12 protein-coding genes are annotated in these 14,191 nt (G+C 59.5%); 3 read left to right on the top strand and 9 right to left on the bottom strand.

Translation table 11 applies throughout. The annotated features are described in order from the left end of the window. Window positions 1-76 precede the first annotated feature (76 nt). Together RM6536_RS00485 and RM6536_RS00480 are read right to left on the bottom strand one after the other, a co-directional pair. Window positions 77-730 (bottom strand): potassium channel family protein, encoded by a 654-nt coding sequence (locus RM6536_RS00485; protein ID WP_005506372.1) that lies wholly within the window; start codon window positions 728-730, stop codon window positions 77-79. Beyond that, on the bottom strand, window positions 731-1,597 hold the full coding sequence (locus RM6536_RS00480; protein ID WP_049337398.1) for a potassium channel family protein: 867 nt from the start codon (window positions 1,595-1,597) through the stop codon (window positions 731-733). Between the two features lie 193 nt (window positions 1,598-1,790). Between RM6536_RS00480 and RM6536_RS00475 the strand changes: the two genes are divergently transcribed. From RM6536_RS00475 to dxs, 3 genes are all read left to right on the top strand, one after another. Then, window positions 1,791-3,926, top strand: a complete 2,136-nt coding sequence (locus RM6536_RS00475; RefSeq protein ID WP_060823606.1) for an APC family permease — start codon at window positions 1,791-1,793, stop codon at window positions 3,924-3,926. A 242-nt stretch (window positions 3,927-4,168) separates the two neighbouring features. Next, window positions 4,169-5,830: a class I SAM-dependent RNA methyltransferase gene (locus RM6536_RS00470; RefSeq protein ID WP_060823605.1), complete on the top strand. Its 1,662-nt coding sequence runs from the start codon at window positions 4,169-4,171 to the stop codon at window positions 5,828-5,830. A 225-nt stretch (window positions 5,831-6,055) separates the two neighbouring features. Beyond that, window positions 6,056-8,128, top strand: a complete 2,073-nt coding sequence (dxs, locus tag RM6536_RS00465) for a 1-deoxy-D-xylulose-5-phosphate synthase (RefSeq protein WP_081094628.1) — start codon at window positions 6,056-6,058, stop codon at window positions 8,126-8,128. 148 nt (window positions 8,129-8,276) lie between these two features. Here the strand turns inward: dxs and RM6536_RS00460 are convergent, their stop codons facing one another. From RM6536_RS00460 to RM6536_RS00430, 7 genes are all read right to left on the bottom strand, one after another. Then, a complete protein-coding gene (locus tag RM6536_RS00460; RefSeq protein WP_060823604.1) occupies window positions 8,277-8,831 on the bottom strand; it encodes a Rieske (2Fe-2S) protein in 555 nt (184 codons plus the stop codon). 220 nt (window positions 8,832-9,051) lie between these two features. Then, window positions 9,052-10,317 carry an HRDC domain-containing protein gene (locus RM6536_RS00455; RefSeq protein ID WP_060823603.1) on the bottom strand — a complete coding sequence of 422 codons (1,266 nt, stop codon included), beginning with the start codon at window positions 10,315-10,317 and terminating at the stop codon, window positions 9,052-9,054. Between the two features lie 213 nt (window positions 10,318-10,530). Further along, the gene (msrB, locus tag RM6536_RS00450; RefSeq protein ID WP_060823602.1) at window positions 10,531-10,992 is read right to left on the bottom strand and encodes a peptide-methionine (R)-S-oxide reductase MsrB; all 462 of its coding nucleotides are present in this window, start codon (window positions 10,990-10,992) and stop codon (window positions 10,531-10,533) included. A 76-nt stretch (window positions 10,993-11,068) separates the two neighbouring features. Then, window positions 11,069-11,569 (bottom strand): Cys-tRNA(Pro) deacylase, encoded by a 501-nt coding sequence (ybaK, locus tag RM6536_RS00445; protein WP_005506356.1) that lies wholly within the window; start codon window positions 11,567-11,569, stop codon window positions 11,069-11,071. 199 nt (window positions 11,570-11,768) lie between these two features. Beyond that, window positions 11,769-12,479 carry a DUF6318 family protein gene (locus tag RM6536_RS00440; protein ID WP_060823601.1) on the bottom strand — a complete coding sequence of 237 codons (711 nt, stop codon included), beginning with the start codon at window positions 12,477-12,479 and terminating at the stop codon, window positions 11,769-11,771. Window positions 12,480-12,521: 42 nt separating this feature from the next. Then, entirely contained in the window at window positions 12,522-13,232 is a 711-nt protein-coding gene (locus RM6536_RS00435; RefSeq protein ID WP_060823600.1) for a DUF6318 family protein, read from the bottom strand. 91 nt (window positions 13,233-13,323) lie between these two features. Then, window positions 13,324-14,061 (bottom strand): DUF6318 family protein, encoded by a 738-nt coding sequence (locus tag RM6536_RS00430; protein ID WP_060823599.1) that lies wholly within the window; start codon window positions 14,059-14,061, stop codon window positions 13,324-13,326. Window positions 14,062-14,191: the final 130 nt, after the last annotated feature.

Below are 14,191 nucleotides of genomic sequence, written 5' to 3'. Positions count from 1 at the left end.
ACGCGAAAGCCCCGGTACCCGTGACCGGGGCTTTCGCCTCCTCAAAAACTTACGTATAAACGCTATGCGAACAGTGCTATGCAAACAGTGCGCGGATCTGATCCTCACCGGCAATGGTCGTGATGAAGAACAGCTCGTCGCCGCCCTCAATCGCCACGTCGGCACTGGGCGGGATTGGCGCGCCGTCACGCAGGATCGCGGTGAGCACCGTATCAACGGGCCACTGCACGTGATCCACGCGGTAACCGATGACGGGGTGGTCATCCGGCACGGTGTACTCGGCGAGGGTCGCGCCGCCAGCCTGCAGGGTCAGCAGGCGCACCACGTCGCCGACTTCCACGGCTTCCTCAACGAGGGCGGTCATCAGACGCGGGGTGGACACGGCAACGTCCACGCCCCAGGAATCATCAAAGAGCCACTCATTACGCGGGTTGTTCACGCGCGCCACGGTGCGCGGCACACCAAACTCACTGCGCACCAGCAGGGAGACCATCAGGTTTGCCTTATCGTCACCGGTTGCGGCAACGACCACGTCCGCCTTGTTCGGGTGCACCTGGCGCAGTACGGACAGTTCGCAGGCGTCACCAATATGCCAGCGCACGCCGGGCAGATCGGCGCGCTTCTTGACTTCGGGCTTGGAATCGATGATGGTCACGTCGTGGCCGTTCATCATGAGCTCTTTAGCGATGGAGGCACCCACGGAACCGGCACCAACAATGAGGACCTTCACTTACTTCTCACCTTTCGAGGAATCACGATGGCGGCCGATGAGTTCGAGGGGGTCGGGCAGCTCCGGGGGAGTGTCACCGAGGTGGAATTCATGCTCGATAACGGGGCCGTCGTTGTGCGCCTGCTCGGCGGGTTTCTTCGGGGCGTGGGGGTGCTTGCGGTGGCCCGAGGCGGGGGCGTAGTTCGCCTCCACTTCTTCGTCTTCAACGCGCGGCGGGCGGGAGAGAATACGGGTTACGTCCGCAACGTCGTCGGTGCGCATCATGACGTGCACACTATCGCCCTGCTGGTAGGCGGAATCCGGGCGGGGGAGCATGCCCTCACCAAAGCGGGTGATGTAGGCGATGCGCACCCCGGCGGCACGTTCGATACTGGTCAGGGCGTGACCCGCCCAACCGTCGTCGAGCGGAATTTCGGTGAGCATGAGGCGGCCCGAGGGTTCGCGGAAGTCGCCCTTGAGCGCCTGCTCGGGTAGCAGACGGCGCAGCACCTGGTCGGTGGACCAACGCACCGACGCCACCGTAGGAATACCCATGCGCTGGAAGAACTCGGCGCGGTTCGGGTCGTACACACGCGCCACAACGTTCTTCACCTTGAACATTTCACGCGCCACACGGGCGGCAATAATATTCGAGTTATCGCCCGAAGAGACCGCGGCAAAAGCGTACGCCTCGGTAATACCGGCACGCTTGAGGGTGTCCTCATCAAAACCAACACCGGTAACCAGGCGGCCCTCAAAGCCCTTACGCAGCGGCTGGAAAGCACGTTCGTCCTGGTCAATGACGGCGACCGTATGCCCCGAAGCTTCCAGAGTGCGCGCCAACATGACGCCCACGCGTCCGGCACCCATAATGACGAAGTGAGGCATACATCCCTCCGAGTGTTGATGTTTTACGGTGATAAGGCGTTACCGCCTACCTCTACCAGTGTAATGGGCGGGTGAGCCTCCACGCCGATGCCCCGTGATATTCCGCTCGCAATGCCCACTATTCGGCTGAATAAAATTGAGCTTTGAAGCCGCGACCGATAGCCTTAACAGCGTGAGGAATCGTTGGGATAGGATGCGCATCGCCCTGACCGGTCAGCCGGTCAGCACGCGAAATCTTTCGGCAGTCGCGCTGCCGAAGCGCTACGCCCTGCCTCTTTTCGGTGCCGACGGCATCTCTTCGGTCGCCTACGCAGCCGACCAGATGATCCTGACCCTTGCCGCTGCGGGTGCATCTGCGCTCGCTTTTTCACCCTGGATTGGTTTGGGTGTGGCGATGGTGGGTCTGCTGGTGATTGGCACGTACCGCTACAACATCAACCAGATTGCTTCTGAAGGCGATATTCAGCTGGTGCACCGCAAACTGGGTGCGCTGCCGTCGATTGTGATGGGTGCATCCTCGCTGATGGACTATATGCTCACGGTGGCGGTGTCTATGTCTTCGGCGTCCTCGTTTTTGGTGGCGTTGTATCCGCAGATTCAGGATTGGCGCACGCACATTGCGGTGCTACTCATTGTTGCGCTGACGTTGTTTGCGCTACGTGGCGTGCAGTTGCTGGGCAAGATTGCGTACTGGCCGCTGTATGTTTTCTTGGCACTGTTGGGAGCGACCCTCATTGTGGGTTGGATTCGTGCCGCCACGGGTACTCTGCCACTGGCTGAGTCTGCGACCTACGTGATTGCCCCCGAGCTCGAGACCCATTCGCTGGAGGGTCTGGCGCTGATGCTGCTTCTGGCGCGTTCTTTCTCTGCCGGCTTGGTGGCGTTCTCGGGTGTTTCTACGATTTCTAATTCGGTGAAGTATTTCCGCCGCCCGAAGAAATATAACGCGGCGGTCACCATGATGCTGATGGGCCTGATCACCTCGGTCCTGCTGGTGAGCCTGCTCGGTTTTGCGGCGGCAACCCGCGTGCACATGGTGCACGATACGACCCGTTTCTTGTTCATTGACGGGCACACGCCGGGGGAGTACTTCCACCAGAAACCTGCGCTGTACCAGGTGGCGTTGGCAATTTATCAGGGCGTGCCGTTCTTCGCGCAGCTGCTGGTATTCGCCACGGTGGGCGTGCTGATTATTGCCTCGCTGACGGCGTTTACGGGCTTCCCGGTGATTGCTTCGTCGCTGGCCGACTACCAGTACCTGCCGGTGTTCTTCCGCAGCGTGGATTCGCGCGGCCTGTACGCGAACGGTGTGCTGGCGCTGTCGGCATTCTCAATTTTCCTCACCACCGTTTTCAACTCGGACGTGTACTCACTGATTCAGCTGTACATCGTGGGCATGTGCCTGTCGATGGTGCTGGTTCAGCTGGCGGTGGTGCGCTACCGCATGCGTCTGCTGCGCATTACCCTGGCGCAGATGCCGCGCCGCGCCCTGCTGCGCGATATTGCGGTCTCTGCGGTGGGCGTGATGGTGACCGCCGCGGTGCTGGTCATCGTCGTGGTGACGAAGTTCGCCGCCGGTGCGTGGCTCTCCCTTGGAATGATTGCCCTGATGGTTGGAGGTATGGTTGTGACTCGCCGCCACTACGATGCTGTGGATGCCGCCCTGGACATCCCCCTGAACGCTGAATCCGTTGCGGATGTGGCGGCCCTGCCTTCGCGTGTGCACGCCATCGTGTACGTGGAGCGTGTGCGCCGCCCGGCGGTTCGTGCCCTCTCGTATGCGCGTGCCGGCCGCCCCTCCACGATTGAGGCGCTAACGGTCAACAATGACCGCGCCGCTCTGGAAGTCGTGAAGAAGCGCTGGTATGCCCTGGGCATTCCGGTGCCGCTGTCGGTGATTGATTCGCCGTACCGTGACACGGTGGAGGCTCTCGTTTCGTATGTTCGCCGCCGCCGCAAGAAGTCACCGCGCGATATTTTGGTGGTGTACCTCCCGGAGTTTGTGGTGAAGCACTGGTGGCAGCGTATTCTGCACCGCCGCACGGTGCGCCGCCTCAAGCAGGCGCTTTTGCACGAGCCTGGCGTCATGACGGCGACCGTGCCCTGGGCGATGCACGAGGATGAGGTGTATGATGAGATTTTTGATCAGCGTTTACAAAGCGAAGAATCAACGGTAGAAGCAGAAGGCCCAACGGAAGCTGTCGCCCCGAAGATTACTCGTTCAGCCGGTGGTGGCCGCGAGCTGATTCAGAGCAACCGCCACGCGGTGTACCGCGGTCGCCTGCACGAGGCGGACGCTGTGGCGCGCGAGAAGAAACGCCAGCCGTAATAATCGCCTGGTACCTAGAAATAATTGCCCGGTACCCAGAAAAATTGCCTAGCGCCCAGAAATAATTGCTCGGTGCCCAGCCCGGTCAATTGCCCTGCAACTTTGCTTGAGCACCCCGCATAGCGCCTGGACTTTGCCTTTTGCGACTGATGAGGCGCCCCTTGTGGGGCGTCGGAACCGGAGTAAAGGTACAATCCGGTGTAAAATAGTTCACATTAAGTGATTCTTTAGGAGACAATGCTGTGACTCACACTGCTACCACGCCTGCCGCCTCCAACAACGTAGACGGATACAGCGTCGGGCAGACCCTCACCGTCACCTGTGAGGCACCCGCGCACGGTGGCGCCTTCGTAGCGCGCACCGAACAGGGCGTCATCTTCGTGCGTCACGGCATCGTCGGCGAACAGGCAGAAGTGCGCATCACCGCAATCGGCCCCAAGCGCCGCTTCTACTTCGCAGACGTCATCTCCGTACCCGTACCCTCCCTGGCGCGCCGCCCCCACCCCTGGATCCAGGCGGATGCGCTCGCCACCGAAGAGGAACGCGCCGCAGCAACCGGCGTACCCGAACTGCTCGGCGGTATGGAATACGGCCACATCAGCCTGGCTGAGCAGCGACGCTACAAGACCGATATCGTCCGCACCCAAATCAACCGACTGGGCGGCCTGCCCCTCGAATCGCCGCTGCTGACCAACCTCATCGTTGAAGAGCTGCCCCTGCGCGATAACAACGAGGGCCTGTCCTGGCGTACCCGCGTGCGCTACAACGTGACCAAGGTCCGCACCCAGCCCGGCGACGAGCCCAGTAACGAGCCCAGTAACCAGAAGAGCAGCGGCAAGGAGAACTCCGCCGTCACCTGGCGCATCGGTATGCACCCCTACCGCGCCTCCCAGCCCGTACCGGTCATCGACTTTCCCCTCGCCGCCACCGAACTGCGCAACCTAGAGCTTGAGAAGCTGAACCTGCGCGGCGTACGCGAAGTCGAGGCAACCGTCTCCTCCCGCGGCAGGGTCCTCTTGCAGTTCATTATCGACCCGCGCTTCTCCATCGAAGAGGTCGCCAAGGACATCGAACAGCAGGCATCCGACGCCTGGGGACTGCTCGCCAAGCGCAAGATTTCCCTCTTCTTCACCCCGCAGCCCACTTCCAACGGCAAGCCCAAGCGCGGCCGCCCCGGCTCCTCCCACAGCCCCTACCGCCGCGTACCCGAAGGCGACCAGCTACTCGGCGCGGGCCTGCGCTCCGTCACCGAAGAAGTCACCTTCGGCTCCCGCCGATTCAGCTACCAGGTGTCTGCCGGCGGTTTCTGGCAGATTCACCGCGCCGCCCCCTCCACCATGGTCGGAACCATGCTCACCATGCTCCGCCCCCAGGAAGGCGAATGTACCCTCGACCTGTACGCCGGCGCGGGCCTGTTCACCGCCGCGCTCGCGGATGCTGTGGGTGCAACGGGTACCGTCGTCAGCATTGAGGGTTCCCCGGTGACCCATAAGGATGCGCGCTCGAACTTCGCGCCGGATGGCTGCTCCCGCACCGAGAACTCGGCGAACACCCGCATTGAGGTGATTCGCGGCGACGTGGCACGCCACCTGGTGGATTTGAAGACCGCCCTTGAGTTTGGTGAAATCCCCGCCATTGATGCGGTGGTCCTCGACCCGTCCCGTGAGGGTGCGAACCGAACCACCCTGGAACGCCTGGATGCGCTGGACCCCAAGCGTATTCTGTACGTGGCGTGCGACCCGGCATCCCTGGGTCGTGACACCGGTATTTTGCGTGAGTTGGGTTGGGACATGGTGCAGCTTCGGGCGTTTGATATGTACCCGAATACGCATCATGTGGAGTCGGTGGCGCTTTTTGAGCGTGCCCCGGCGAAGCCTCGTCCGCGCCGCCGCCGCACCACGTAGCGCGCAGCTAGCTGCCGTAACAAAGAAGCAAATAATCGCAGCGTTGGGCGGGTTGGGCTGTTCACCAGCCTGCCCACTAGGGGTTATTTCAGGCCGTTTTCGCTCAACCCGGTGCGTCTTGCTCTGCGGGCGCATAAATCTGCTTTTTAGCACCGTAAACGGTAGAATCATTGAAGAACCAACGCACGGAATGAGCCGTGCCCCAACCTTGAGGAGTGTGGGTGTATGCCCGCTGAAAACGCATTGCCGCAGGAGGAGACCCCGAATAGCGCCGCCGGTGGCGCACCCACCGCAGACTACAGCATTGGCGATGGTGCCACTGCCAAGTTGCTCCCGGGTATTCAGTCTCCGGCGGACCTGCAGAACCTCAGCTACGAGCAGCTGGAGGAGCTCTCTAAGGAGATCCGCCAGTTCATCGTGACGAATGTGTCGGCGACCGGCGGTCACCTGGGCCCGAACCTGGGCGTTGTGGAGCTGACCCTCGGCATTCACCGTGTCTTCGAATCTCCCAAGGACAACATTCTTTTCGACACCGGCCACCAGTCCTATGTGCATAAGCTGGTGACTGGTCGTCACGCGTTTAAGACTCTGCGTCAGAAGGGTGGCCTGTCGGGTTACCCGGATCGCGGCGAGTCTGAGCACGACATTATTGCTTCTTCGCACGCCTCCAGCTCGATTTCTTGGGCTGACGGTATTTCTCGCGCGCACAAGCTCAACGGTGAAAATGACCGCTACACCGTGGTTCTCATTGGCGACGGTGCGCTGACCGGCGGCATGGCGTGGGAGGCTGTGAACAATATTGCTGCCGACCGCACCCGCAAGGTCGTGATTGTGGTCAACGATAACGGCCGCTCCTACGCGCCGACCATTGGCGGTTTCGCGAACCAGCTTTCTGAGCTGAAGCACGGTGTGCAGCAGCAGGTGGATCGTGTGCGCCTCGACCACCGCTACGACCACGCCCTGGATGCGGTGCGCATCGGTCTGCAGCGTGGCGGCCCCGTCGGTCAGATGGTGTACCGCGGCCTGCACGGCATGAAGGCGGGCATTAAGGACGTCGTCGTACCCAAGGGCATTTTTGAAGACCTGGGCATGAAGTACGTGGGCCCCATTGACGGCCACGACCAGCAGGCTGTGGAGAACGCACTGACCGCGGCGAAGAACTACGCCGGCCCGGTGATTGTGCACGCTATTACCGAGAAGGGCCACGGCTACGCGCCCGCCCGCGCGAATGAGGACGACCAGTTCCACGCGGTGGGCCAGATTGACCCGCTGACTGGTGAGGACGTTTCGACCAGCACCTCCGAGTCGTGGACCGGTGTCTTTGGCCGCGAAATCGCAGATATTGCGGATGAGCAGGAGAACGTCGTCGGTATTACCGGCGCGATGCTCATTCCCGTGGGTCTGCGCGAATTCCAGAAGCGCCACCCCGAGCGCGTTATTGACGTGGGTATCGCTGAGCAGCACGCCGTGGCGATGAGTGCCGGCCTGGCGTACGGCGGCATGCACCCGGTGGTTGCCCTCTACGCAACCTTCCTGAACCGCGGCTTTGACCAGCTGCTCATGGACGTTGCCTTGCACAAGGCGGGCGTGACCGTGGTGCTGGACCGCTCCGGCATTACCGGCCCGGACGGCGCAAGCCACCACGGCATGTGGGATTTGGCGATGCTGCAGTTCATCCCGGGTCTGCACCTGGCGGCTCCGCGTGATGGCGCGACCCTGCGCGAAGAGCTGCGTGAGGCTGTAGCTATCAACGACGCACCGACCGTGATTCGCTACCCGAAGGGCTCCGTGGGCGAGGACATTCCCGCCCTGGAGCGTCGCAGCGACGGTGTGGACGTGCTGGCACGCACCGGTGAGCCCCACCCGGAGACCGGTCAGCGTGACGTATTGTTCGTTGCCGTGGGCGCGATGGCTCGTGTGGCTCTGGAAGCTTCGAAGGTGCTTGCCGCCGAGGGTATCCAGTCCACCGTGGTTGACCCGCGCTGGGTGATGCCGGTGCCGTCTTCGGTTATTGAGTTGGCTCGTGATCACCGCATTGTGGTGACCATTGAGGACGGCGTGCGTTCCGGCGGCGTGGGTTCGCGCATCCGCCAGGAAATGCGTGCGGCTGGCGTGGATACCGCGCTGAGCGAGCTGGGTCTTCCTGCGGAGTTCATTCCGCACGCTTCCCGCGAGCAGATTCTTGAGGAGGTCGGCCTGACCGCGGAAACCATTATCGCGGATCTGCGTGCGCAGCTGGCTGGCGATAAGGTGCCGTTCGCTCGTGAAGAGGGCCAGAAGCCGCGCCACACCCGCTAAGCGGTCGTACCTGAAATGTGCCGCCTGAGCTTCTCTCAGTAGCGCGCCGCAATAGCAGGTGCTCAATGACAAGTACAGTATAGGCAGACAGAAGCCCCGCCCATTGTGATGGGCGGGGCTTTGCCGTACGTCTTCTGAACTACGGGTTTTAGGAGTCCTTATTGGTGTGGGCGACGAAAATCTTGCCACCCTTCACCTGCACCGGGTAGCTGGTCAGCGCCTCCTCAGCGGGGCCGTGAATGACCGAGCCATCAGCTACGGCGTATTCGGAGCCGTGGCAGGGGCACACGATACGGTTGGAGTCCTGCACCTGCACCTGGCAGCCCTGGTGGGTGCAGACGGTGCTGAACGCCTTGTATTCGCCCGAAGAGGGCTGGGAGACGATAACGGTCGTGGAGCCGTGGGTCAGCTTAGCCGCCTTACCTACGCCCACTGCGGAGGCGGCGCCCATCTCTACGCTGCCTTCGGGCACGGTGACGTTGGAGTCACCTTCAGCGCAGGAGGCGAGCAACGCACCGGATGCGACGGCACCGGTGATAAGGGTTGCGCGGCGGGAGAAGACGCGCGAAGCAGATTCAATCTCTGCGGTATCGACTGCGGTGTCGACGGCATTAGATTCGGTAGCGTTAGATTTGACTGCTGCAGATGCAGTGGGGGAGGTGCATGCCTTCTGAGAGCGGCAGCATCCGTTGGGTGCGGGCATGGTGGTTCCTTTCGTGTACTCTCTCCACCCTATGCCGGTTTGAGATAAAAATCGAATGAGAGCAGGCTAAGCTTTGTTCGCGTTTGCTCTCAAGGCAAACTCTCTAGAAAAAGCAGAGACAAAAACCCGAAGCAAAAACCCGCCGCACACAAAATGCCGGTCGGGTGGTTGCATCAGCAACACACCCAACCGGCACACGTCTATTTAGCGTTAGTGAAATCTACCCCAGGTGGCGGGCAAAAATCGGCGCAATCACGGGGGCAACCAGACCCGTCTGCCACGAACGCGCACCGTACTCGGCGAGCGCATCCCGCAGGGTCTGCTCGTCAAAACGAGCCGGCGGCTCCCAGCAGAGGCGGCGAACATAATCGGTCGTGATCAGGTTCTGCGCCGGAATGGTCAGCTTCTCAGAGAGCTCATCAATTGCCTGGCGAACCTCGGTGAACAGCGCCAAGTTTTCGGGGCGCTTGGACTCCCACGCCTTCAACGGCGGCGGGGCAGTCGACGGCAAAGTGAACGGTACGGCGTTCTCACCGCGTGCCGCCGCGGCAATAGCACGCACCCAGCGCGGGCCCTCACGACGCAGACCGCGCGTCTGAAAACCGGGAATCGACATGATGGCGGGCACGTTACGGGGCATGGTGCGTGCCGCCTCCACAATCGCAGAATCGGGCAGCAGGCGCTTCGCGTCAACGTCCTTTTTACGTGCCAGCGAGTCACGCTCATGCCACAGGTTACGCAGCGCCGTCAGCTGCTTGACCGAACGCAGCATCGTGCGGCCCTTCGTCTTACGCCAACGCTCCGGCTGATCCGTCGGATCCTTCACCGGGGTCTTGCACAGGTACTCGAACTCCTCCAGGGCGTACTGCAGCTTACCCTGCTGGCGGAGCAAATCCTCCAACGCGTCACGCAAATCAATGAGCACGTCAACGTCCAGCAGTGCATAGTTCAGCCAGGACTCCGGCAGGGGGCGGCGCGACCAGTCTTCCTTCGAGTGCTTCTTCGCCAGTTTATAGCCGAGCAGCTCCTCAACGGTCGCCCCCAGGTTCACACGCTCCAGACCGGCAAGACGCGCACCAAGCTCCGTATCAAACAGGCGGTTCGGGCGCATACCGAGCATGTCCAGGCTCGGGAAGTCCTGAATCGCGGCGTGAATAACCCACTCAGCATCCGCCAAAGCATCGTTAATAATGCGCAAATCCTTAAACGCCTCAGGGTCAATCAGGTACAGCTGATCTTCACGCTTAAGCTGCACCAAAAAGGCACGCGCACCGTAGCGGATGCCCTGGGCACGCTCCGTATCAACAGCCACCGGGCCGGACGCCGCCGCCAACTGCTCAGCGGCACGACGCAGACCACTCTCAGTGGTGATGAGAGTCGGAATCGGTGAGGAAGGGGCCTCCAGAGGAACAACCTCCGGAACTTCGATACCGTGAAGGGTCAGCTGAGGGGTGCCTGCGGCATTCTGTTCAGCTGCGGTACTCATGCACTCAATCCTTTTCCTCTGTCTGGTTCGACGCGGCCATACGATGCGCCAAATGCCCGGGTAGGCGTACGCCCGAGCAAACACGAGCCCGGGCGGGGTGGCGTGCCCGCGAAGGCACTACGCCATTCTACCCGTCCGAGCTTAAAGCCTCGAATTTAGAGAGACTCACAATAAGGGGTTCACCGGCGTGCCCGCCGGGATCATCGGCGGGGTCTATTCGGCGGATTCCGCCTCGTCAACCGGGGTATCGCCAAGCTGTGCTTCACCAGCGGGGGTCAGCGTCAGACACACCGAATTAATGCAATACCGCAAATCCGTGGGAGTCGGGTAACCCTCACCCTCAAACACGTGACCCAGATGCGAATCGCAGGCGGCACAACGCACCTCCACACGGCGCATACCGAACGTCGTATCCTCCAGGTAACGCACACGGTCCTCAGCCAGCGGCGCGAAAAACGACGGCCAGCCACAATGCGAATCGAACTTCTGATCGGAACGGAACAGCTCCGTACCGCAGGCGCGGCAAGAATACACACCCTCCGTGTGGGTGTTCCAATACTCGCCCGTGAACGCGCGCTCGGTGCCGCCCTCACGCAGAACAGCGTATTCTTCAGGCTTGAGGACTTCACGCCAGTTCTTGGCGATAGCACCCACGCCGGGTAGCGAGTTGCCCATCATGACTCCTTCACTTTGCTCTCATGCCCAGGCTCTTACAGCTCATATAACGCCGCGGCCGGGCAGGTTATTCCCGCTACGCGCGGATATCAGCGTACTTGCCGTTGGTGAGCTTCAGCAGGTCGTCCGGGGCGAGCTCAACATCCAGGCCGCGCTTACCGCCAGAAACCATGATCGTGTCAAAAAGCTGCGCAGACTCATCGAGCAGGGTGGGGGAGGGGGTCTTCTGACCCAGCGGAGAAATACCGCCCACCACGTAGCCGGTGCGGCGCTCAGCGACCTTCGGGTCACACATGGAGGCGCTCTTCCAACCCAGCGCGGCGGCGGCAGCCTTAATGTTCAGCTTGCCAGAGACCGGCACAATCGCGACCGCGAAATCCTTCTCGTGCACAATCAGCAGAGTCTTGAACACCTGCTCCTCGGAGGCGCCAAGGTTCTTCGCGGCCTCTTCACCGAAGGAGGTGACGCCCTCAACATGCTCGTATTCACGCATCTGGAAGGGGGTGTTCGTCTCGGTCAGCAGCGCTACGGCGGCGGTTGCTGCGCCGCTCTTCTTACCTTTAGTTTTCTTAGCCATAGACACCATTTTACGGAAGTCACCATCAGCTGTGGGGTGGGGTTATGGGCCTGCAGCCGGTTATGAGGCGGGGTCCCGGACACGTGCCCCGGCAAGCCTGCGCAGATACCTACCTACCTGTGCGCCTATCTACCTATGTGCCTTCTGCATGTCAGCACGATGTCTGCGGGATGCGAAATTTTAGGCTCGCGTGGAGGGGCTAGTCATCGACGGGCTCATAATTCATAATTTCCCATTTCTGACCGTTGTGCTTCAGCTCAAATTTGAAGGTGTCATCGGTTTTATCGTCATTGCTCCATTTGCGCCAGCTACCGTCGGATTCAACATAAGTCTCGTAGTCCCACTCGCGATAGGCTTTCCAGAAGTAGGTTTCACCATCTTCGGACCAGGGGTTACCGTCAGCTAGATAGTGGTTTATACCGCCAATGACCCATCCGCCTCTCTTGTAAAGGTCCTCGACGCCTGTATAAGCCTTACGTTCGTCTTCAAAAGTAGGGGACATGAACTTGAAAGCCATCGAGTAATTGCCAGTTTGAGTACCGTAATTACCCCACAAGATCCAGGCATCCATCGTCTTGCGCATGCCTTCCAACGACTTTTCGTTATAGCCCTCTTCAGGTGCGCTGGGTTTCGGTACATTCTGCGCCGGACCGTACTTATCAGCCGGGCGATACTCGCCGTCGGGGGCCTTTGAGCCGCCCGAATAACCGCGGACAGTAGACGGGGTTGCGCTCGCCGAAGGCGACTCAGACGCCGTTGCAGATGCCGAAGTGGTTTCGCTCGGCACCGCGGAGGCGGTGGCAGCCGCCTCATTGCTTGCCTGCTGGCCACACGCCGCAAACAGGGCACCAAGGCCCAGCAGCGTGCCGCCGCTCAGCATTGCGCGGCGGGTCAAAATAACAGAAGTCATGGAAATGTATTCCTCATATCGATAAATTAAAGATAATTGTGCTTATAGCTCGTGCTCATATTTACTATTGATAATTTTCCAGTATCCGTCAGAGTAGGTGTAAAGGAAATAGAAAGTATCGTCACTTGTATCAGTATTTGCTCTTCTTGTTATATCTCCATTTGATTCAATATATATTTCAGTTGACCAAATTCTGTGGACTTTCATGCGATAGATTTTCTGAGATTCATCATAGAATAGGGTGCTTTCGCTCTGGTACGAATCTAGAGAATTTACAGCCCAACCGCCATTTTTGTAAAGTGTTTCAATATATTTGTAGAACCCGTATTCTTCAGATTCCTCGGAAACATATTTGAAAGCGTATGAGCAATCTCCCGTTTGGATACCGTAGTTATGCGCAACGATCCAGTCCTGCATCATCTTCATAAGACCCTCTTCTGTCTCAGGGTACTGAGCAGGTTCTTTCCGAGGTTCCGGGACGTTCTGCGCAGGGCCTTTGCCGTCAGCCTTACGGTATTCCCCATCCGGTGCTTTAGAACCACCGGAGTAGCCGCGGGTAATGACCGGGCTCGGAGTAGATGTAGCAGCTTCAGATACCGCCGCAGAAGCCAAAGCGGTCTCGCTTGGTGCTGCAGATGCAGTAGCTGCCGCCTCGTTATTTGCCTGCTGGCCGCACGCCGCAAACAAGGCACTAAGCCCCAGAAGCGCGCCGCCGCTCAGCATTGCGCGGCGGGTAAGAAAAACGGAAGTCATAGAAATAGAATCCTTATATCGGTGTTGTGTGTAAATGGGGTGGGCTGGTTATAAACCGGAAATTAGCCAGCATGAGCAGCATTATGCTGGTTTATTCTTCATTGTTCTCAGGGGTATCCGAATAACCGCTACCAATAATTTTCCAATAACCATTAGAGTAGCTGAAGAAGAAATTGAATTTATCATCATCTTTATTGGTGTTTGCTTGCTTTGTAATTTTTCCATTTGAATCCACATACATAACAGTGGTCCAGAAACGACGAACCTTCATACGGTAGAACTTCTGCTGATCGTCATAAATCAAGTCACCTTCAGCTCGATAAGCATCCAACCCATCAACAACCCATCCACCCCGCTTATAAAGATCATCAATGTACTCATAAAACGGGTATTCCTTAGAAGTCTTTTCGACGTACCGGAAAACCGGAGCGCAATCACCCGTCTGAATAGCATAGTTATGGGCAGTCAACCAGTCTTGCATCATATGGTCGATACCGTCTTCAGTCTCAGGGTACTGTGCGGGTTCCTTACGAGGTTCAGGCACATTCTGTGCGGGGCCGTAGCCGTCTGCCTTACGGTATTCGCCGTCAGGGGCTTTGGAATTGCCCGAATATCCGCGGGTTACTCTCGGGCTCGGAGTTGCCGAAGCTGATGCAGATTCAGTAGCCGTTGCAGACGCCGAAGCAGTCTCGCTCGGCGTAGCGCTCGAAGAAGCTGAAACGCTTGCTTCGTTAGCCGCCTGCTGGCCGCACGCCGCAAGCAGGGCACTCATGCCCAGGAGTGCGCCGCCGCTCAGCACCGCGCGGCGAGTAAGAAAAACGGAAGTCATGGAAATACATTCCTCGTATCGGTGTGGTGTGTGAATAGGGGGCTGGTCAGAAACCGGAAGAGTAACCAGCACAAAGCAAGACCAGGCTATCGAGAAGCCACATGTGTTTCGAAAAGCCACCATTATCGTG

The organism is Rothia mucilaginosa (genome assembly GCF_001548235.1).
GTDB classification, from domain to species: domain Bacteria; phylum Actinomycetota; class Actinomycetes; order Actinomycetales; family Micrococcaceae; genus Rothia; species Rothia mucilaginosa_B.
The sequence above is the reverse complement of the archived record's forward strand: the minus strand, read 5'-3'. Positions and strand labels throughout refer to the sequence as shown.

Coding starts and splice junctions, on each gene's coding strand:
- ybaK (WP_005506356.1), bottom strand. CDS start 11,569: ATGGCTAAGAAAACTAAAGGTAAGAAGAGCGGCGCAGCAACCGCCGCC.
- RM6536_RS00440 (WP_060823601.1), bottom strand. CDS start 12,479: ATGACTTCTGTTATTTTGACCCGCCGCGCAATGCTGAGCGGCGGCACG.
- dxs (WP_081094628.1), top strand. CDS start 6,056: ATGCCCGCTGAAAACGCATTGCCGCAGGAGGAGACCCCGAATAGCGCC.
- RM6536_RS00480 (WP_049337398.1), bottom strand. CDS start 1,597: ATGCCTCACTTCGTCATTATGGGTGCCGGACGCGTGGGCGTCATGTTG.
- RM6536_RS00430 (WP_060823599.1), bottom strand. CDS start 14,061: ATGACTTCCGTTTTTCTTACTCGCCGCGCGGTGCTGAGCGGCGGCGCA.
- msrB (WP_060823602.1), bottom strand. CDS start 10,992: ATGGGCAACTCGCTACCCGGCGTGGGTGCTATCGCCAAGAACTGGCGT.
- RM6536_RS00455 (WP_060823603.1), bottom strand. CDS start 10,317: ATGAGTACCGCAGCTGAACAGAATGCCGCAGGCACCCCTCAGCTGACC.
- RM6536_RS00435 (WP_060823600.1), bottom strand. CDS start 13,232: ATGACTTCCGTTTTTCTTACCCGCCGCGCAATGCTGAGCGGCGGCGCG.
- RM6536_RS00460 (WP_060823604.1), bottom strand. CDS start 8,831: ATGCCCGCACCCAACGGATGCTGCCGCTCTCAGAAGGCATGCACCTCC.
- RM6536_RS00475 (WP_060823606.1), top strand. CDS start 1,791: ATGCGCATCGCCCTGACCGGTCAGCCGGTCAGCACGCGAAATCTTTCG.